The sequence below is a fragment of the Streptomyces sp. SA15 genome, from assembly GCF_002291145.1.
Taxonomy (GTDB): domain Bacteria; phylum Actinomycetota; class Actinomycetes; order Streptomycetales; family Streptomycetaceae; genus Streptomyces.
Genome location: NZ_NTGE01000221.1, coordinates 77,342 through 95,007, shown reverse-complemented (window position 1 = coordinate 95,007; position 17,666 = coordinate 77,342). Strand labels below are relative to the sequence as shown.

The 17,666-nt window shown below is 72.0% G+C and carries 18 protein-coding genes and 1 riboswitch; of the genes, 8 read left to right on the top strand and 10 right to left on the bottom strand.

The features are described 5' to 3' along the window. Nucleotides 1–148: 148 nt before the first annotated feature. The 3 genes from CLM62_RS47770 to CLM62_RS47760 all read right to left on the bottom strand — a co-directional run bounded on the left by CLM62_RS47770 (nucleotide 149) and on the right by CLM62_RS47760 (nucleotide 2,378). Nucleotides 149–544 (bottom strand): DUF3040 domain-containing protein, encoded by a 396-nt coding sequence (locus CLM62_RS47770; protein ID WP_095756175.1) that lies wholly within the window; start codon nucleotides 542–544, stop codon nucleotides 149–151. A 277-nt stretch (nucleotides 545–821) separates the two neighbouring features. After that, a complete protein-coding gene (locus tag CLM62_RS47765; protein WP_179382535.1) occupies nucleotides 822–1,649 on the bottom strand; it encodes a methyltransferase in 828 nt (275 codons plus the stop codon). A gap of 162 nt (nucleotides 1,650–1,811) precedes the next feature. Continuing rightward, nucleotides 1,812–2,378 carry an SAV_6107 family HEPN domain-containing protein gene (locus CLM62_RS47760; RefSeq protein ID WP_095756174.1) on the bottom strand — a complete coding sequence of 189 codons (567 nt, stop codon included), beginning with the start codon at nucleotides 2,376–2,378 and terminating at the stop codon, nucleotides 1,812–1,814. A gap of 200 nt (nucleotides 2,379–2,578) precedes the next feature. Between CLM62_RS47760 and CLM62_RS47755 the strand changes: the two genes are divergently transcribed. Genes CLM62_RS47755 through CLM62_RS47745 form a run of 3 tightly spaced genes read left to right on the top strand, consistent with a single transcriptional unit; the run spans nucleotide 2,579 to nucleotide 6,052 of the window. Then, nucleotides 2,579–3,319: an ATP-binding cassette domain-containing protein gene (locus CLM62_RS47755; RefSeq protein ID WP_095756173.1), complete on the top strand. Its 741-nt coding sequence runs from the start codon at nucleotides 2,579–2,581 to the stop codon at nucleotides 3,317–3,319. Further along, nucleotides 3,291–5,375, top strand: coding sequence for a YhgE/Pip family protein (locus CLM62_RS47750; protein WP_095756172.1), 2,085 nt, complete (start codon nucleotides 3,291–3,293; stop codon nucleotides 5,373–5,375). The genes CLM62_RS47755 and CLM62_RS47750 overlap by 29 nt, the downstream gene beginning before the upstream one ends. A 47-nt stretch (nucleotides 5,376–5,422) precedes the next feature. Next, entirely contained in the window at nucleotides 5,423–6,052 is a 630-nt protein-coding gene (locus CLM62_RS47745) for a TetR/AcrR family transcriptional regulator (RefSeq protein ID WP_095756171.1), read from the top strand. 369 nt (nucleotides 6,053–6,421) lie between these two features. On the opposite strand, the gene CLM62_RS50600 is transcribed toward CLM62_RS47745, so the two are convergent. Then, the gene (locus CLM62_RS50600) at nucleotides 6,422–6,565 is read right to left on the bottom strand and encodes a hypothetical protein (RefSeq protein ID WP_179382534.1); all 144 of its coding nucleotides are present in this window, start codon (nucleotides 6,563–6,565) and stop codon (nucleotides 6,422–6,424) included. Between CLM62_RS50600 and CLM62_RS47740 the strand changes: the two genes are divergently transcribed. Continuing rightward, the gene (locus tag CLM62_RS47740; protein ID WP_095756170.1) at nucleotides 6,564–8,105 is read left to right on the top strand and encodes an NAD(P)/FAD-dependent oxidoreductase; all 1,542 of its coding nucleotides are present in this window, start codon (nucleotides 6,564–6,566) and stop codon (nucleotides 8,103–8,105) included. The two genes, CLM62_RS50600 and CLM62_RS47740, sit on opposite strands and share 2 nt — an antisense overlap. 36 nt (nucleotides 8,106–8,141) lie before the next feature. On the opposite strand, the gene CLM62_RS47735 is transcribed toward CLM62_RS47740, so the two are convergent. The 6 genes from CLM62_RS47735 to CLM62_RS47710 form a co-directional block, all read right to left on the bottom strand. After that, a complete protein-coding gene (locus CLM62_RS47735) occupies nucleotides 8,142–9,104 on the bottom strand; it encodes a hypothetical protein (RefSeq protein ID WP_095756169.1) in 963 nt (320 codons plus the stop codon). Nucleotides 9,105–9,160: 56 nt separating this feature from the next. Continuing rightward, nucleotides 9,161–10,084 (bottom strand): methylenetetrahydrofolate reductase [NAD(P)H], encoded by a 924-nt coding sequence (gene metF, locus CLM62_RS47730; protein WP_095756168.1) that lies wholly within the window; start codon nucleotides 10,082–10,084, stop codon nucleotides 9,161–9,163. Between the two features lie 110 nt (nucleotides 10,085–10,194). Beyond that, nucleotides 10,195–10,848: a thiamine phosphate synthase gene (gene thiE / locus CLM62_RS47725; protein ID WP_095756167.1), complete on the bottom strand. Its 654-nt coding sequence runs from the start codon at nucleotides 10,846–10,848 to the stop codon at nucleotides 10,195–10,197. A gap of 300 nt (nucleotides 10,849–11,148) precedes the next feature. Next, entirely contained in the window at nucleotides 11,149–11,514 is a 366-nt protein-coding gene (locus CLM62_RS47720) for an Rv2175c family DNA-binding protein (RefSeq protein WP_095756166.1), read from the bottom strand. 86 nt (nucleotides 11,515–11,600) lie between these two features. Further along, nucleotides 11,601–12,842: an NAD(P)/FAD-dependent oxidoreductase gene (locus CLM62_RS47715; RefSeq protein WP_095756165.1), complete on the bottom strand. Its 1,242-nt coding sequence runs from the start codon at nucleotides 12,840–12,842 to the stop codon at nucleotides 11,601–11,603. 32 nt (nucleotides 12,843–12,874) lie between these two features. Continuing rightward, nucleotides 12,875–13,225 (bottom strand): hypothetical protein, encoded by a 351-nt coding sequence (locus CLM62_RS47710; RefSeq protein ID WP_095756164.1) that lies wholly within the window; start codon nucleotides 13,223–13,225, stop codon nucleotides 12,875–12,877. 52 nt (nucleotides 13,226–13,277) lie between these two features. Further along, nucleotides 13,278–13,389: riboswitch (TPP riboswitch) on the top strand. On the opposite strand from CLM62_RS47710, the gene thiO reads away from it, so the two are divergent. From thiO to pknB, 4 genes are all read left to right on the top strand, one after another. Beyond that, a complete protein-coding gene (thiO, locus tag CLM62_RS47705; protein WP_095756210.1) occupies nucleotides 13,387–14,550 on the top strand; it encodes a glycine oxidase ThiO in 1,164 nt (387 codons plus the stop codon). Its footprint overlaps the riboswitch before it by 3 nt. Then, nucleotides 14,547–14,747 (top strand): sulfur carrier protein ThiS, encoded by a 201-nt coding sequence (thiS, locus tag CLM62_RS47700; protein ID WP_095756163.1) that lies wholly within the window; start codon nucleotides 14,547–14,549, stop codon nucleotides 14,745–14,747. The genes thiO and thiS overlap by 4 nt, the downstream gene beginning before the upstream one ends. Nucleotides 14,748–14,750: 3 nt before the next feature. Further along, nucleotides 14,751–15,545 carry a thiazole synthase gene (locus CLM62_RS47695; protein WP_095756162.1) on the top strand — a complete coding sequence of 265 codons (795 nt, stop codon included), beginning with the start codon at nucleotides 14,751–14,753 and terminating at the stop codon, nucleotides 15,543–15,545. 135 nt (nucleotides 15,546–15,680) lie between these two features. Further along, the gene (pknB, locus tag CLM62_RS47690; protein WP_179382533.1) at nucleotides 15,681–17,663 is read left to right on the top strand and encodes a Stk1 family PASTA domain-containing Ser/Thr kinase; all 1,983 of its coding nucleotides are present in this window, start codon (nucleotides 15,681–15,683) and stop codon (nucleotides 17,661–17,663) included. The last annotated feature ends 3 nt before the right edge of the window (nucleotides 17,664–17,666 follow it).

Below are 17,666 nucleotides of genomic sequence, written 5' to 3'. Positions count from 1 at the left end.
GCTCAGGCCCCCGCCCCTGGTCGTGATCACGACCAGGGGCGGGGGCCTGTGCAGGACGGCCTTGGCGCCGTTGCGCGGGCGTGCGTGAGGGGGTGACCACCCGGTGGGTGGTCACCCCCTCACGCAGAAGCGAGAGCTGTTGGTCTGGCTAATGGCCCTGTTGTTCATCGCGCCGACGCTGCCAGCGCTGCTCGATCCGGTCCATCATGGAGCGCCGCTGCCGTCCCTGGCCGCGGGCTGCCTGCGGACCACCGGAGGGCTGTTCGCCTGGCTTGGGGGCCTTGCGCCAACCCGTTACGGCGAGTACCGCACAGCCGAGCATGACCAGGAAGCCGACCACGCTGAGCCACACCTGCTTGGCGACCATACCGGCCATGAGGAGCGCGATACCCACGAGGAAGCCCGCGACCGCCTGGTAGACCCGTCGCCGGGTATACGTGCGCAGCCCGCTTCCCTCAAGCGCTGTCGCGAACTTGGGATCTTCGGCGTACAGCGCTCGCTCCATCTGCTCGAGCATTCGCTGCTCGTGCTCCGAGAGCGGCACGGAGTCCTCCTCATCGTGCAGTCGCCGGGGCGACTCGGGGGGTCCCTTAAGGATAGGCAGGGAATCGCCCCCGTGAAACCCGCCCCTCTACGCCAATTGGCCAACCGGATTCCGTCATGAACGTTCCGGCCCGCTGAGGCTTCCATTCCCCAGGAGCCGACCCGTCATGCCGGGCGGTCTCCCTCGATCATACGGCGCGGAGCGCTCGATCGGGGGGCCTGTGGCGTACTCCATGTGCACCCCAGGCCCTGATCAGCGACGCAGGAGGGGAGGCCGCTCAGCCCTCGGCGGCCCCCCGGGTCTCACCGAGCACATGAAGCTGCGTGGCCACGGAATGGAAGGCGGGGAGCTCGGCCGCCGCCTCCTCCAGCTTCAGCAGCGCTTCCAGGGCTCCGGGCTCGGTGTCCACGAGCACACCGGGGACGAGGTCGGCGAAGACCCGCACGCCGTGCACGGCGCCGACCGCGAGGCCCGCCCCCTCGACCAGCTCGGTGAGCTGCTCGGCGGTGAAGCGGTGCGGCACGGGGTCGCCGGTGCCCCAGCGGCCGTTCGGATCGTCGAGGGCCTGCTTGGCCTCCTTGAAGTGGCCGGCGAGGGCCCGCGCGAGCACGGCACCGCCGAGGCCGGCGGCGAGCAGGCTGAGCACGCCCTCGGAGCGCAGGGCGGCGACCGCGTTGCGCACGCCCTCGGCGGGGTCGTCCACGTACTCCAGGACGCCATGGCACAGCACCACGTCGTAGCCATCCCGCTCGACCACGTCGAAGAGGCCGTGGGCGTCGCCCTGGACGCCCTGCACCCGGTCGGCGACGCCGGCCTCGGCGGCGCGGCGCTCCAGGGCGAACAGCGCGTTGGGGCTCGGGTCGACGACGGTGACGCGGTGGCCGAGGCGGGCGACGGGCACGGCAAAGTTGCCGCTGCCGCCCCCGGTGTCGAGGACGTCCAGCACCTGACGTCCCGTGGCCTTCACGCGGCGGTCCAGGGCGTCCTGGAGGACCTCCCAGACCACGGCGGTACGGAGAGAGGCGCGGGATCGAGAGGGGCCGGAGCGCAGCGACGTCGGTTGAGGGCGGTGGTGGGAGACCGGTGGGCGCATCGGGTCCGACACGGTTGTTGACTCCTCGGCGCGGCACCGCCTCTTGCGCGGCGGAGCGAACGGGGCGCCTTGCCCGTCCCGAGGCGCGGGAGGGGAAGGCTTCAGGCGCCTCCCACCCTATTGCCTCCGGTGCCGCACCTGGTCACCGCCGTGTCGTGCCCGGGTCCCGGCCCGTCATCCCGCGTCCGGGAAGTCACGGTCGGTGCTGTCGTGGTCCTCGGGCCGGTCCGCGTCCTGGCGTGGCTGGGGCAGGACGGGCTGGAGCACCAGCATGCGCTCGACGAGGCGCAGGAACATCGCCACGTCGCGTATCAGATCGTCGGCGTCCCGGTGGCTGGCCGCGCCCTGGATGCCCGCCTCGGCCCGGGCGCGGCGCCGGGCTCCGGCGGCGAACAGCGCGCTCCACTCGGCGAGTTCGGGCGCGATTTCGGGGAGCACTTCCCAAGCGCTCCGGATGCGGGCACGGCGTCGGGGGGTGGTCTCCGGGCGCCCCCGCGCGGCGAGTACCGCGGCGGCGGTACGCAGGGCGGCGAGGTGGGCTATCGCATAGCGCTCGTTCGGCGTCTGAAGGGTCGCGGCCTCGTCCAGTCCGGCGCGGGCCTGGGCGAGCAGGTCGAGGGCTGCGGGTGGCGCCGTGGCCCGGCGCAGCACAGGGTGCACGTCGCTCGCCGGGCCGTTCAGTGAGGGGGCAGGGCCGGTGGCGCGGCGCCGGCGGGCGGCGGCTGCGTGGTAGCTGGCCATGACGAACCTCCTGTCGTCTGTGTGACGGCTCTGTGGCCGTATGTGTCCATCGTGAGGTATGGCACTGACAATCCGTTCTGACCTGGGCTTTTGCTTCGATCGCGCGTTCGGGATAGTTTTTGTACTGACCAGTCAGTACAAGAAGTTCGACTCTCAAGGAGTCCAAGGAGTCCAAGGAGTCGAGAGAGTCAGGGAGAGCTGTGGCAGGAGTCGGCATCACCGCCGAGGGCTTCGGGCTCGAGGGGTCGCGCGGCTGGGCGTTCCGCGGGATCGACCTCGATGCGGAACCCGGTTCGCTGATCGCGATCGAAGGTCCGTCCGGGTCGGGCCGTACGTGCCTGCTGCTCGCGCTCACCGGGCGGATGAAGGCCACCGAGGGGACGGCGGCCGTGGGCGCGGCGCGGCTGCCGAAGCAGCTGGCGGCGGTGCGGCGCGTCAGCGCCCTGGCCAATGTCGCCGGCGTCACCGATCTCGACCCGGCCCTGACCGTCGGGGAGCACCTGCGGGAACGGGCGCTGCTCCAGCGGCGGTTCGGCGACTCCGTGCGCGGTCTGCTGCGGCCGCGTGCCGAGCGGCTCGCCGAGGCACGGCTGCGGATCGAGACCGCGCTCGCCGCCGCCGGTCTCGACCGGGAGTCCCCGCCCAAGGGCGCGCGGACCGCCGTACGCGATCTGGAGCGGCTGGAGGCGCTGCGGCTGTCGATCGCCCTGGCGCTGATCGGACGGCCGCGTCTGCTCGGGGTCGACGACACCGACCTGAAGCTGTCCGACGCCGAACGCGCCGAAGTCTGGGCACTGCTCAGGTCGCTCGCCGAGGCCGGTACGACGGTCGTGGCGGTGTGCAGCGAGGCACCCGAGGACACCGTAAGGGTCTGCACGCGGCAGCCCCTTGAGAGCCAGGAGGAGAAGGCCGATGCGCTCGCCGAAACTGGCCGCGCTTGAGCTGCGCCGCTTCGGCAGGGGGAAGCTGCCGCGCGCCGCCCTGGTCGCGCTGCTGGTGCTGCCGCTGCTGTACGGCGCCCTGTACCTGTGGTCGTTCTGGGATCCGTACGGGCGCCTCGACCGCGTCCCCGTGGCCCTGGTGAACGACGACAAGGGCGCGAGGGCCGACGGGAAGAGGATCACGGCGGGCGACGACATCACGGACGGGCTGCGCGACAGCAGGACGTTCGACTGGCACGAGGTGAGCGCCGACGAGGCACGCGCGGGCGTGGAGGACGGCACGTACTACCTGTCGCTGACCATGCCGGCGGACCTCAGCCGCCGGATCGCCTCCAGCTCGGGCGACTTACCTCAGACGGGTGCGCTCCAGGTCCGTACGAACGACGCGAACAACTACATCGTCGGGCAGATCTCCCGGACGGTCTTCAGCGAGGTACGGGCGGCCGCTTCCACGAAGGCGTCACGGTCCTTCCTGGACCGGATCTTCATCTCGTTCTCCGACATCCACAGCGAGACGGTCAAGGCTGCGAAAGGGGCCGACGACCTCGAAGGAGGCATCGGGAAGGCCGAGAAAGGGTCGAAGGACCTAGCCGACGGCCTGAAGGACGCCAAGCAGGGCAGCGGCAAGCTCTCCAAGGGGCTGACGAAGCTGGACAAGGGCGCGGGCGACCTGGCGGACGGCTCGCAGCGGGTCGCGGAGGGCACCCAGACCCTCGCCGACAAGATCAACGGGGTCGCGGACGGGCTGAGCCCCTTCCTGAAGGACAACGAGAAGGCCATCGGTGACACCGCCCGGCTCGTCGCCGACTCCGCCGGCGCGATCCTCCACAACCTCGACACCCTGGTGAAGACGGCCCCGACCGCCGCCAAGGGGGCCCACACGGCCTCCGACACGCTGGACAGTGTCTACAAGGCGCGCTGCGAGGACCCCGTTCTGCCGGACGCCGCCTGCGCCGACCTGAAGGAAGCCAGGCAGGCCGCCGCCGACGTGGCGAAGGTCGCCGACGACGTCAACACCCTGGTCGCCGACCAGGACGGCGACCTGAGGGAGCTGGACGGCCACCTCGGCACCCTCCAGGAGCAGGCTCAGGCGCTGGCCGGCCGGGCGCCGCACCTCTCCGAGGACCTCGACGACGCCGTATCGAAGATCAACAAGCTGAACGAGGGCGCCGGGAAAGTCGCCGCGGGCGCGAAGCGGCTGCACACAGGCCTCGGTACGGCCGAGACCGGCGCGACCGACCTGGACGAGGGCGTCGGCGAGCTCAAGACGGGCGCCGAGGACCTGAACGGCGGCATGTACAAGCTGGTGGACGGCTCCGGAAAGCTGTCCGACGGGCTGCACGACGGTGCCGAGCAGATCCCCGACCACGACAAGAAGGACCGCGACCGGCGCACCGACGTCATGGCGGATCCGGTTCAGCTCGCCTCGAAGGACCTGCACAAGGCGCCCAACTACGGCACCGGTTTCGCCCCGTACTTCATCCCGCTGTCCCTGTGGGTGGGCGCGATGGTGGCCTACATGCTGATCGCGCCGATGAACCGGCGTGCCCTCGCCGCGGGCGCCTCGGCGTGGCGGATCGCGCTGGCGGGCTGGCTGCCGGTGGTGGCGATCGGCGTATTGCAAACCGTCGCCCTGATGGCGGTGCTGCACTGGGCGGTCGGCCTGGAGATGGCCCGGGCGGCCGGAACGGTGGGCTTCCTGTTCCTGGTGACCGCGTGTTTCGCAGCCATCGTGCAGTGGCTGAACGCACACTTCGGAGCGGCGGGCCGGATTCTCGTACTCGCCCTGCTGATGCTGCAGTTGACGTCCGCGGGCGGCACCTACCCGGTGCAGACCAGCCCCGGCTTCTTCAACGCGATCCACCCCTTCCTGCCGATGAGTTACGTCGTCGAGGCCCTGAGGAGGCTCATCACCGGCGGCGGCCTCGGACCGGTGTGGCACGCGTGCGTGGTGCTGGCCGCCTTCACCGCGGGAGCCCTCGCGCTCACCGCCGTGTCGGCCCGCCGCCGTCAGGTGTGGACGCTCGAACGGCTGCACCCGGAGCTGACCCTATGAGCCCTGCCGTGACTCCTGGTGTGACCGTTCCTGTGACAATCAGGGCCATGGAAAGCAGCAGCACCACGCCGGCTGTCAGCACGCGCCGCGAGGCAACCCGGCAGAAGCTCTACGAGGCCGCCGTCACGCTCATCGCCGAGCAGGGCTTCTCGGCAACCACGGTGGACGAGATCGCCGAGCGTGCCGGAGTCGCCAAGGGCACGGTCTACTACAACTTCGCGAGCAAGTCCGTCCTCTTCGAGGAGCTGCTGCGGCACGGAGTGGGACTCCTCACCGCCTCCCTGAGGGAGGCGGCCGACCGCACGGCCCGGAGCGGCGGCAGCAAGGTGGACGCCCTGGACGCGATGATCCGCGCGGGGCTGGTCTTCATAGAGCGCTATCCGGCGTTCACCCAGCTGTACGTGGCCGAGCTGTGGCGCACCAACCGGGCCTGGCAGTCCACGCTGATGGTGGTCCGGCAGGAGGCGGTCGCGGTCGTCGAGGGTGTGCTGCGCGAGGGCGTGGAGAACGGCGAGTTCAGCGAGGAGATCGACATCCCGCTGACCGCGGCGGCGCTGGTCGGCATGGTCCTGGTGGCCGCCCTGGACTGGCAGGCCTTCCAGCCGGAGCGCTCCCTGGACGACGTGCACGCGGCGCTGTCCCGGCTGCTTCAGGGGCGGGTGAGCGGGAGGGGCTGAGCAGTCCGCTGCACGGGCTGCTGAGCCGACGCGGCTGAGGCTGGGACGACCCGGCTGAGACGGCCGCATGCGAAAGCGCCGGTCCGGTGTGGCCGCGTCCCCCGCGGGCCACCTCGAACCGGCGCTTCCTCTTGCTCCCCCGTTCCCCGTTCCCCCCGTTGGGCCCCGTTCGGTCATCTCCGGGTTCCCCCGTGCCTCGCTCCCGCCGACATCGGCCGGCGGAAGGAGCGGATCCGGGGGCCGCTCCGTTCCGGCGCCCCGTGTCGCCGGTGCCGGAGCCGCGCCCCTTTTCCGTGCCTCCACTCTCTCGTTCGCGCAGGTCGGCCCCCATCCGCGCGCGTACTCAACTCAGCCACTAGGTACGGATACTCAGCCGTACGCACTCAGGCCCAGGACGGTGTGCCATCGACTGGTGACGATCGCGTCCGTGCCGGTACTCCCCTGGCCGAGGTCCGGGCGTCCGCACGGCCGCCCGGCCGGATTGTCGGTGGCGGCCGATAAAGTCGCAGGCATGGCACGGATTGCGGTGATCGGCGCCGGGATGGGCGCGATGGCGGCCGCTGCCCGGCTGGCCGTCGCGGGCCACCGGGTGGCGGTGTACGAGCGTACGGAGACGTACGGAGGTGCGGTGCGCCGCTTCGAGCGCGACGGGTTCCGCTTCGACACCGGCCCCGGGCTCCTCCCCCTCCCCGCGGTCTACCGCGACCTGTTCGTCAAGACCGGCAAGGAGCCGCTGGAGGACCGCGTCGAGCTGGTCCAGGTCGACCCGTCGTCGCGGCACGTCTTCGCGGACGGCACCGAGGTGTCGCTGCCGAACGCCTCGCGGGCGGGCGTCGTCGCGGCCCTGGACGAGGCGCTCGGGTGGGGCGCCGGGCAGCGCTGGGGCGACTTCCTGGTCCGGGCCCGCGAGGCCTGGGACCGGACGCGCCGACCGCTCCTGGAGGAGCCCCTGTGGCCGAACTGGTCGGTGCTGGCCGAGCGCGAGCCCTATCCGTCGGTCCCCCACAAGCGGCTGCTGCGCACCCGCCGGGCCGGCACACTCGCCGAGATCGGCGCCTGGGAGCTGCGCGACCCCCGGCTCACCGCGCTCCTGGAGAGCCACGCGCTCGCGTACGGCTTGGACCCGAGCGTCACCCCGGCGAGCGCCGCCGTGCTGGCGTACATGGAGCACGCCTTCGGCACCTGGTATGTCCGCGGCGGGATGCGGGAGTTGGCGCGCGCGGTGTACGAGCGGTGCGTGGCTCGGAAGGTCGAGTTCCACTTCGGCGCCGAGGTCACCGGGATCCTGGAGAAGGACGGCCGGGCGGCGGGGCTGGAGCTCGCTGGGGCCACCTCCCAGGCTTTCGGCTCTGGGGGAGGGAGAGTGGCGGAGGCGGACACCGTCGTCGGCAGCGGCCCCTGGCGGCTGAGTGACCTGCTGCGGGGCCGTGAGCTGTACGAGGCGGGCGCCGTCGAGACGCGTCCCGAGGGCACCGCGACCGGCCGGGTCGTGGTCTGCCTGGCGCTGCGCGGCGCACGAGCGGCGGACGCGCCGCACCGCACGGTGGTGCACAGCGCGGACCCGCAGGCCGAGTGGGACCTTTTCGCGCGCGGGGTGCCGCCCGAGCATCCGACCGTACGGATCGACCGGCCGGACGACCCGGCCCTGCGCCCCGACGACGCCCACGAGTCCGTGGTGCTCACGGCGACGGTGCCGTCGCAGACGCGCTACGACTGGACCGCGGCCGGAGCCGCCGACGCGTTCGCGGACCGGATGGTGGCCGCCGCCGAGCGCGCGATACCGGGTCTGCGCGAGCGGACGCTGTGGCGCGAGGTGCGTACGCCTGTGCACACGCGGGAGGAGACCGGGGCCGAGGGCGGCGGTGTGCCCGCGCCGGCACTGGCTTCGGCCGGGGGGACCATGCTGCACCCGTCCAACAGCACGGCGATACCGGGCCTGTTCACCGTCGGCGGCTGGTCGCACCCTGGCGGCGGACTCCCGCACGCCGGTATGTCGGGCGCGCTGGTGGCCGGACTGGTCGTGGAGGGGCCGGAGTTCAGAGGCTCTCAGTAGAAGCCCTGGAACCAGCGGCTGGAACAGCGGCGGCGCTCAGAAACGGTACTGCTCGTCGAACCCGTTGCCCTGATTCTGGTCGTAGCCCTGCTGACCGTACTGCTGCTGTTCCGGCGGGAGTTCGCCGCCGTAGGGATCGTCGGTGCTGCGCTGCTGCGGCACCCACACCCCGCCGGGCGGGGTCTCGCCGCCGTACGTGCCGGCGGCGTACTGGTCCTGGCCGTACGCCTGCTGGCCGTACTGCTGCTGGCCGCCGTAGGAGGTGTCGTACGAGGCACCACCGTAGGCCTGGGTGCCGATGTAGGGGTCGGAGTAGGCGGCGTACTGCTGCTGTCCGGCCGGGTCGTAGCCGTACTGCTGCTGGTCGTAGCCGGAGTAGCCGTCGTAGGCGTACGACTGGTCGGCGGCGGCCGTCGCGTACTGGTCCTGGGTCTGGCCCGGGGCCGGGTAGGAGGAGTCGGTGGCGTATCCGGAGTCGCCGTATATGCCGTACGAGCCGGTGTCGTCGGGCAGGGGCTGCGGCTCGTACACGGACGTGGTCTCGGCGGCCGTGGGCGGCTCGACGGGGCGCGCGGGTGTGAACACGTCGTCGCGGTCGTAGTCGTCCTGGCCGTAGGCGCCGGTGTCCTGGCCGTACTTGGTGTCACCGTCGAAGCCGACCGCGGTCGCTTCGAGGTCGCTGACCTCCAGGCTCGGATCCTGTCGGTCCGCCTTGCCACGGCGCCGCTTGGAGCCGTCGGCACCCGGGCGGCTGACCGCCCAGCCGGCCGAGAAGCCGCGACGGAAGGAGAGCGTGACGTAGGTCTGGCCGACAGCGAAGGCGGCGGCGCCCAGTCCGATGACGATCACGGAAGGGATCAGCACGCCGAGGACGACGCCCAGGAAGCCGGCGAAGGCGAGCAGCCGCCAGCGCAGGCGCGCCTTGTACTGCAGCAACACCTCACCGAGCAGCCACAGTGCGACGACGCCGAACGCGATGTAGAGGACCGTCCAGCCCATGTACGCCCCTCTCCCAGTGGCCGTTACGCAGTGTGTCGTATACCAGTGCGGCCGGTCTAGGCCTGCGGTCGGTGGTGCAGGCCCAGGTTTTCGTAGATTTCCAGCGTCGCCGTGGAGTTGTTGAGCGTGATGAAGTGCAGTCCGGGCACTCCCTCGGCCAGCAGCCGTGCGCAGAACTCGGTGGCGAATTCGATGCCAATGGAGCGTACAGCCGCCGGATCGTCTTTGGCTGTGAGGATCCGCTCTTTCAGAGCGGGCGGGAAGGCGGCGTTGGTGAGCGACGGGACCCGCGCCAGCGTCTTCACACTGGCGATCGGCATGACCTCGGGGATGATCGGCGTCTCGCAGCCGGCCGCCGCGACCCGGTCGCGCAGCCGCAGGTAGTCCTCCGGCTGGAAGAACATCTGCGTGATCGCGTAGTCCGCGCCCGCACGGCACTTGTCGACGAAGTGCCGGACGTCGGTGTCCCAGTCGGCCGAGCGCGGGTGCATCGCGGGGAAGGCCGCGACGCCCACGCAGAAGTCGCCGGAGTTCTTGATGAGTTCGACGAGTTCGACGGCGTAGGCCAGGCCCTGGGGATGCGGCACCCAGTCGCCCATCGGGTCGCCGGGGGGGTCGCCGCGCAGCGCGAGCATGTTGCGGATCCCGGCGTCGGCGTACTGACCGATGATGTTGCGCAGGTCGGCCACCGAGTGGTCGACCGCCGTGAGGTGGGCGATGGGGGTGAGCGTGGTGTCGGAGGCGATCGCCTCGGTCGCCTTGACCGTGCCCGCGCGGGTGGAACCGCCCGCGCCATAGGTCACGGAGACGAAGTCGGGCGCCACGGCCTCGACCCGGCGCAGCGCGTTCCACAGGTTCCGCTCGCCCTTCGGGGTCTTCGGGGCGTAGAACTCGAACGAGTACGTCGTCTTGCCGGTCGCGAGCATGTCACGCACGGTGCGGGCGTGGTCCGTCCTGGTGGATGCGGTGCCGAGGGCCATACCCGCAGGTTAGTCAGGGGGCGGCGGTCCCCCAACCGGATCACGGATTTTTGCCGGATTTGTCTATTTACTGTCCACCCCTTGGACAGATGAGCGTGGGACAAACGGTGTCACAACGCCTGCCGCAGCCGCTTGGCGAACTCCGCCGCCGCCGCGCCCGGGTCGTCCGCCTCCGTGATCGCCCGCACGACCACGACCCGGCGGGCGCCCGTCTCCAGCACCTCGTCGAGGTTGCCCAGGTCGATGCCGCCGATGGCGAACCAGGGGCGGTCGGTGCGGAGGCCGGCGGTGTACCGGACGAGGTCGAGGCCGGGGGCGTGCCGGCCGGGCTTGGTGGGGGTCGGCCAGCACGGGCCGGTGCAGAAGTAGTCCACGCCCTCCTGGACGGCGGCCGCGGCGGCCTCCGGCTCGGCGTGCGTGGAGCGGCCTATGAGGACGTCGTCCCCGAGGATCGCGCGGGCCGCGGGGACCGGGAGGTCGCCCTGGCCGAGGTGCAGGACGTCGGAATCGGCGGCGTGGGCGACGTCCGCCCGGTCGTTGACCGCGAGGAGCTTGCCGTGCCGGGCGCAGGCGTCGGCGAAGACCTTCAGGTGCTCCAGCTCCTCGGCCGCCTCCATGCCCTTGTCGCGCAGCTGCACGATGTCGACGCCGCTCGCCAGCACCGCGTCCAGGAACTCGGGCAGGTCGCCCTGGCGCTTGCGGGCGTCGGTGCAGAGGTAGAGCCGGGCGCCGGCGAGCCGGGCGCGGGTGGCGGTGTCGGGCATGCGGGTGTCCCCCGTTGTCGATCGTTGTCGATGGCGTACGGGCCGCGGGCCGGTGCGGTCGGCCGCTGCGGGCCGTAGTGAACCACGGGCGTGGCTCCCTCGGGATGAACCACAGGCATGGCTCCCTCGGGATGAACCACAGGCATGGCTCCCTCGGCCTGCGGTGCACCACGGTCGTGACTCCCACAGGCCGCAGCGAACCACGAGCGTGACTCCCCACAAGCCCGCAGCGAACCACGACCGTGGCTCTCGCGGGCCACGGCCCGTACGCCGGACGGTGTTCAGATCAGCGTGCTCAGATCAGACGGCGAGCGCCTGGGCGCGGCGCTTCACCTCCGTGCCGCGATTCTCGCCGAGGGCCTGCGCGGGGGTGCCGGGCAGGCTCGGGTCGGGGGTGAAGAGCCACTCGAGCATCTCTTCGTCCGTGAAGCCGTCGTCCCGCAGGAGCGTCAGGGTCCCGGACAGACCCTTGACGACCTTGTCTCCGTCGATGAAGGCGGCGGGGACGTGCAGCGCGCGGTTCTCACCACGGCGTACGGCGATGAGCTGGCCCTCCTTGACCAGCTGCCGCACACGCGTCACCTCGACGCCGAGCTTTTCGGCGATGTCGGGGAGGGTGAGCCAGGCGGGGACGAGAGCATCGATTTTTGCGTCAATCTCGGTCACGGAACAAGCGTGCCATCCCGGACTGACAGTCGGAAGTCAGGCCGGTCCGACCTGGGGCAACAGACCGCCGACACGGGTGACCGGAGCTACGCCTTCGCCGCCTTCAGCGGCCGCGCCGGATCCGCCAGCAGCCGCGGATCCACCGGTGTGCCCGCCTCGATCAGCCGCCTCCCCTGCGCCAGGTCCCGGGGCCGGCCCACGGCCAGCAGGGCGACCAGACGGTTCTCCCGCAGCCAGCACACCGTCCAGGCCGGCCCGGCCGGGTCACCGCGCCACAGGGTCGTGTCGGCGCACGCGTGGTGGCCGGCGTACTGGACGAAGCGGCCGAACTGCTCGGACCAGAAATACGGCACCGGGTCGTAGACCGCCGGCGCCTCACCCACGGCCTCACCGATGATGTTCGCGGCCACCGTGCGCGGGCCCTGGAGGGCGTTGTCCCAGTGGTGGACCAGCAGGCGCTCGCCATACCTTCCCGAAGGGAAGGAGGCACAGTCGCCGACCGCGTAGACGTCCGGCGCGGAGGTGTGCAGGTGATGGTCGGCGACGACCTCGCCGTGTGCCCCGAGGTCGATGCCTGAGCCGGCCAGCCAGCCAGTGGCGGGGCGGGCGCCGATGCCGACGACGACGGCGTCCGCGGGCAGCCGCGAGCCGTCGTCGAGGAGCACGGCTCCGGGCTCGACGCGCTCCACGCGCGCGTGGGTGCGCAGAACGGCCCCCGCGTCGGCGTACCAGGCGGCCATCGGCGCGGCCACCTCGGCGGGCAGGGCACCCGCCAGCGGCCGGTCGGCGGCCTCGACGACCGTCACCGCGCAGCCCGCCTCGCGGGCCGCCGTGGCGAACTCCGCGCCGATCCAGCCCGCGCCGACGACCACGATGTCGTGCTGCCGGGCCAGCACCGGGCGCAGCCGCTCGGCGTCGTCGAGCGTGCGCAGCAGATGCACGCCGGGAACACCCTCCGCGCCCGGCAGCCGGATCGGTTCGGCACCGGTGGCGAGGACCAGGGCGTCGTACGGGACGGGCCCGGCCTCGGTGTCCAGCTCATGGTCGGCGGGGCGCACGCCGAGCGCCTCGCGCCCCAGCTGGAGTTCGAGGTCGAGCGCCTCGAAGTCGACGTCGAAGGCGGAGCCCTCCGCCTTGCCCAGCAGGACGGCCTTGGACAGCGGGGGCCGGTCGTAGGGCTGGTGGGGCTCCGCGCCGATCAGCGTCACGGTGCCGGTGAAGCCCTGTTCCCGCAGGGCGACCGCGGTCTGCACCCCGGCCATGCCCGCGCCCACGACGACGACACGCCGTGGCATGGAGATACCCCGCTCCTGCGTCTGCTCGCTCACGTGATCACCATAGACAACTGACGAATTGTCAGTCAGCGGTCGTGCTCAGTGACCTGCTCCACAACGCTCGTCCCGCTGCCCGCCTGCGACTCCCACTCCCAGGTCTCCTCGAGGCGCACCCGACCGTCCGGCAGCTCCACGACCGTCGACGCACAGTGCCCCGACGACGTGGCGCCGTCCCGCTTGAGCTGCACGTACCGGAAGTCCAGCCGGTCGCCGTCCCTCGTACCCACCAGGTACCCGCGTACGACGTCACCGCCCGCGTACTCGGCCCAGATCTCGCCGTCCTTCTCGTGGTACGCGAACCGTGTGCGGGTACCCACCTGACCTGGGGCCTGGTCGGCGACGGGGGCGAGGACGAGGCCGTCGAGCGAGCGGGGCATGACAAGTGGCTCCCTTACAGAGGCCCGGGACCAAGAGCTAGGGTGGCCACCGTAAAGCACTCGCGGGAGCCCGGACGCACCGGGCTGAGAGGGAGGCTGGCGGCCTCCGACCGTACGAACCTGATCCGGGTCATGCCGGCGAAGGGAGGGGCTGGACGCCCATGTCGCCTACGCGTACGCCAGACGTCCTCGTCGTCGGAGGCGGAATCATCGGGTTGGTCACGGCCTGGCGGGCCGCGCAGCGCGGGTTCGCCACGGCCGTCGTGGACCCGGAACCGGGCGGCGGGGCCGCCCAGGTGGCGGCCGGGATGCTGGCCGCCGTCACGGAGCTGCACTACGGCGAGCAGACCCTGCTCGGCCTGAACCTGGAGTCGGCGCGCCGCTATCCGGACTTCGTGGCCGAGCTCACCGACCTCACCGGCCACGACCTCGGCTACCGCCCGTCCGGCACGCTCGCGGTCGCGCTGGACGCCGACGACCGTGCCCATCTGCGCGAACTGCACGCGCTGCAGCGGCAGTCGGGCCTGGAATCGGAGTGGCTGTCCGGGCGGGACTGCCGGCGTCTGGAGCCGCTGCTCGCGCCGGGCGTACGCGGCGGGCTGCGAGTCAACGGCGACCACCAGATCGACCCCCGGCGCCTGGCCCGCGCGCTGGTGGCCGCGTGCGAGCGGGCGGGCGTGGTCTTCCACCGCTCGTGGGCCGAGCGGCTGTCGGTCGTACGGGAGCGGGCGGCCGGGGTCGTCACGCGCGAGGGCGTCGCCCTGGGGGCCGGGCAGGTGGTGCTCGCCGCGGGCAGCCTCAGCGGGCGGCTCGCGGGGATCCCGGACGACGTACTGCCGCCGGTGCGGCCCGTGAAGGGGCAGGTGCTGCGGCTGACCGTGCCCGAGCGGTACGCGCCGTTCCTGAGCCGGACCGTGCGGGCCGTGGTGCGCGGCAGCCAGGTCTACCTGGTGCCGCGCGAGAGCGGTGAGCTGGTGGTCGGCGCGACCAGTGAGGAGCTGGGCTGGGACACCACGGTGACCGCGGGAGGCGTGTACGAGCTGCTGCGGGACGCCCACGAGCTGGTTCCGGGCATCACGGAGCTGCCGCTCACAGAGACGCGGGCCGGTCTGCGCCCCGGCTCCCCCGACAACGCGCCGCTGCTCGGTCCGACCGGGCTGGACGGGCTGTTGCTGGCCACCGGGCACTACCGCAACGGTGTGCTGCTCACGCCGGTCACCGGTGACGCCATGGCGCACGTCCTGACCACCGGCGAACTCCCCGAAGAGGCTCGCCCCTTCACACCCAAGCGCTTCAGCACGGCCCTCACGGAGCAGCCCGTATGAACATCTCGGTCAACGGCGAGCGGCGGGAGGTCGCTCCCGGCACGGCACTCGATGCCCTGGTGAAGTCCCTCACGGCGGCTCCCTCCGGCGTGGCCGCCGCCCTCAACGAAACCGTCGTCCCGCGCGCGCAGTGGCCCGCCACGGCCCTCTCCGAGGGAGACCGCGTGGAAGTCCTCACCGCCGTCCAAGGAGGCTGACCCATGGCCGACGATCCCTTTGTCCTCGGCGGTACGTCGTTCACGTCCCGCCTGATCATGGGCACCGGCGGTGCGCCCAGCCTGGAGGTGCTGGAGCGTGCGCTGGTCGCCTCCGGCACGGAGCTGACGACGGTCGCGATGCGGCGGGTCGACCCGGACGTGCACGGCTCGGTGCTGTCGGTGCTGGAGCGGCTCGGCATCCGGGTGCTGCCGAACACGGCGGGCTGTTTCACGGCCGGTGAGGCCGTGCTGACGGCCCGGCTGGCGCGGGAGGCGCTCGGCACGGACCTGGTCAAACTGGAGGTCATCGCCGACGAGCGGACGCTGCTGCCGGACCCGATCGAGCTGCTGGACGCCGCGGAGACGCTGGTGGACGACGGGTTCACGGTGCTGCCGTACACCAACGACGACCCTGTGCTCGCGCGGAAGCTGGAGGACATCGGGTGTGCGGCGATCATGCCGCTGGGGTCGCCGATCGGGTCGGGGCTGGGTATCCGGAACCCGCACAACTTCCAGCTGATCGTGGAGCACGCGCGCGTGCCGGTGATTCTGGACGCGGGCGCCGGTACGGCGTCGGATGCGGCGTTGGCGATGGAGCTGGGGTGTGCGGGGGTGATGCTGGCGTCGGCGGTGACGCGGGCGCAGGAGCCGGTGCTGATGGCCGACGCCATGCGGCACGCGGTGGAGGCGGGGCGGCTGGCTCGGCGGGCGGGGCGGATTCCCCGGCGGCACTTCGCGGAGGCGTCGTCTCCCGTGGAGGGGTTGGCTGTGCTGGATCCCGAGCGTCCCGCGTTCTGACCCGGCCATCGGCGGCTGCGGGGGCGTGCGCCGGCGGATACGGCCTTGTGGGTTGCGTCACAGGTGCGCTTCAGTCCCGCCCCGATCCTGGCCGAAACCGCGGCCGTGTCAGTCGCGGCTCGTACACTCACCTGCGTGGATACGACCCTTCAGGACCCGCTCGTCGGGCAGGTGCTCGACGGCCGTTACCGCGTGGACGCGCGGATCGCGGTCGGCGGGATGGCCACGGTGTACCGGGCCCTGGACACCCGCCTGGACCGCGTGCTCGCGCTCAAGGTGATGCACCCGACGCTCGCGGCCGACGGGACCTTCGTCGAGCGGTTCATCCGGGAGGCGAAGTCGGTGGCCCGGCTCGCCCACCCGAACGTCGTACAGGTCTTCGACCAGGGCACCGACGGGTCGTACGTCTATCTCGCCATGGAGTACGTCGCCGGGTGCACCCTGCGCGACGTACTGCGCGAGCGCGGGGCGCTGCAGCCGCGCGCCGCCCTGGACATCCTGGAGCCGGTGCTGGCCGCGCTCGGCGCCGCGCACCGCGCCGGGTTCGTGCACCGGGACATGAAGCCGGAGAACGTCCTGATAGGGGACGACGGCCGGGTCAAGGTCGCCGATTTCGGGCTGGTGCGGTCCGTGGACACCGTCACCAGCACCACCGGGAACGTCCTCGGCACCGTCTCGTACCTCGCACCCGAGCAGATCGAGCAGATCGAGCAGCAGGGCACCGTCGACCCCCGCGTCGACGTGTACGCGTGCGGTGTCGTGTTCTACGAGATGCTGACCGGCGAGAAGCCGCACGACGCGGACTCCGCCGCCGTGGTGCTCTACAAGCATCTGCACGAGGACGTCCCGCCGCCCTCGGCCATCGTGCCGGGGCTGCCGTACGAGCTGGACGAGCTGGTCGCGTCGGCGACCGCCCGCACGCCCGGCATCCGCCCGCACGACGCGGTCGCGCTGCTCGCCCAGGCGCGTGACGCCCGTGCCGCGCTCAGCGCGGACCAGCTGGACGCGGTGCCGCCGCAGGCGATCTCCGCGGGGCACGACATCGCCGACGACCGTACGAGCGTGATCCCGCGCGCGCTGACCTCCCCCACGCTCGGCTTCGCTCGCGCGGGGGGACCCCCATCGCGCCTGCTGCCGGTGAACGAGGACGAGGACCAGGCCGCGTCCGGGGTCCACCACACGAGCCGGCTGGAGAGTCCCCCGCCCCTGCCGCCGCGCCGTACGGAGCGGTCCCGGCGCCGGCTCGTCACGATCGTCGCCGCCGTGCTGCTGGTCCTCGGCCTCGGCGCGGGTGTCTGGTACATCAACTCCGGGCAGTTCACGCAGGTCCCGCCGCTGCTGGCGAAGACCGAGGCGCAGGCGAAGGACCGGCTGGAGGAGGCCGGGCTGGAGATCGGCAAGGTCAAGCACGCCTACAGCGACACCATCAAGCGCGGCACGGTGATCAGCACGGACCCGGAGCCGGGCACCCGGATCCGGGACAACGATCCCGTGACGCTCACCATCTCCGACGGCCCCGAGACCGTGAAGGTCCCGGACCTGGAGGGCTACCGGCTGGACAAGGCCAGGGACGTGCTGAAGCAGAGCGGGCTGGAGCCGGGCATGGTCACCCGGGCGTTCAGCGAGGACGTTCCCAAGGGCTTCGTGATCTCCTCGGACCCGGCCGGCGGCATCGAGCGGCGCGCCGGCTCGGCGATCGCGCTCACCGTCAGCAAGGGCCGCCCGGTGGACGTCCCGGACGTCACCGGCGCGGACCTGGCCGACGCGCGTGCCGAGTTGGAGGAGGCGGGCCTGAAGGTGAAGGTCTCCGCCGAAGAGGTCACCTCCTCGGAGTTCGACAAGGGCCAGGTCGCCCGGCAGACGCCGGAGAGCGGCAGGCAGGCGGCCGAGGGCGACACGGTGACGCTGACGCTCTCCAAGGGCCCCCGGATGATCGAGGTCCCCGACGTGGTCGGCGACAGCGTCGACGAGGCCAAGGCGAAGCTGGAGGGAGCCGGCTTCCAGGTCGACGAGGACCGCGGGCTGCTCGGCCTGTTCGGCGACACCGTCAAGAGCCAGTCCGTGAAGGGCGGGGAGACGGCACCCGAGGGATCGACGATCAAGATCACGATCCGCTGATCG

Bases quoted from the DNA above. Each gene is read 5' to 3' on its own strand.
- CLM62_RS47760 (WP_095756174.1), bottom strand. From the start codon at position 2,378: ATGGCCAGCTACCACGCAGCCGCCGCCCGCCGGCGCCGCGCCACCGGC.
- CLM62_RS47750 (WP_095756172.1), top strand. From the start codon at position 3,291: ATGCGCTCGCCGAAACTGGCCGCGCTTGAGCTGCGCCGCTTCGGCAGG.
- CLM62_RS47745 (WP_095756171.1), top strand. From the start codon at position 5,423: ATGGAAAGCAGCAGCACCACGCCGGCTGTCAGCACGCGCCGCGAGGCA.
- CLM62_RS47740 (WP_095756170.1), top strand. From the start codon at position 6,564: ATGGCACGGATTGCGGTGATCGGCGCCGGGATGGGCGCGATGGCGGCC.
- CLM62_RS50600 (WP_179382534.1), bottom strand. From the start codon at position 6,565: ATGCCTGCGACTTTATCGGCCGCCACCGACAATCCGGCCGGGCGGCCG.
- CLM62_RS47735 (WP_095756169.1), bottom strand. From the start codon at position 9,104: ATGGGCTGGACGGTCCTCTACATCGCGTTCGGCGTCGTCGCACTGTGG.
- metF (WP_095756168.1), bottom strand. From the start codon at position 10,084: ATGGCCCTCGGCACCGCATCCACCAGGACGGACCACGCCCGCACCGTG.
- thiE (WP_095756167.1), bottom strand. From the start codon at position 10,848: ATGCCCGACACCGCCACCCGCGCCCGGCTCGCCGGCGCCCGGCTCTAC.
- CLM62_RS47710 (WP_095756164.1), bottom strand. From the start codon at position 13,225: ATGCCCCGCTCGCTCGACGGCCTCGTCCTCGCCCCCGTCGCCGACCAG.
- thiO (WP_095756210.1), top strand. From the start codon at position 13,387: ATGTCGCCTACGCGTACGCCAGACGTCCTCGTCGTCGGAGGCGGAATC.
- thiS (WP_095756163.1), top strand. From the start codon at position 14,547: ATGAACATCTCGGTCAACGGCGAGCGGCGGGAGGTCGCTCCCGGCACG.
- CLM62_RS47695 (WP_095756162.1), top strand. From the start codon at position 14,751: ATGGCCGACGATCCCTTTGTCCTCGGCGGTACGTCGTTCACGTCCCGC.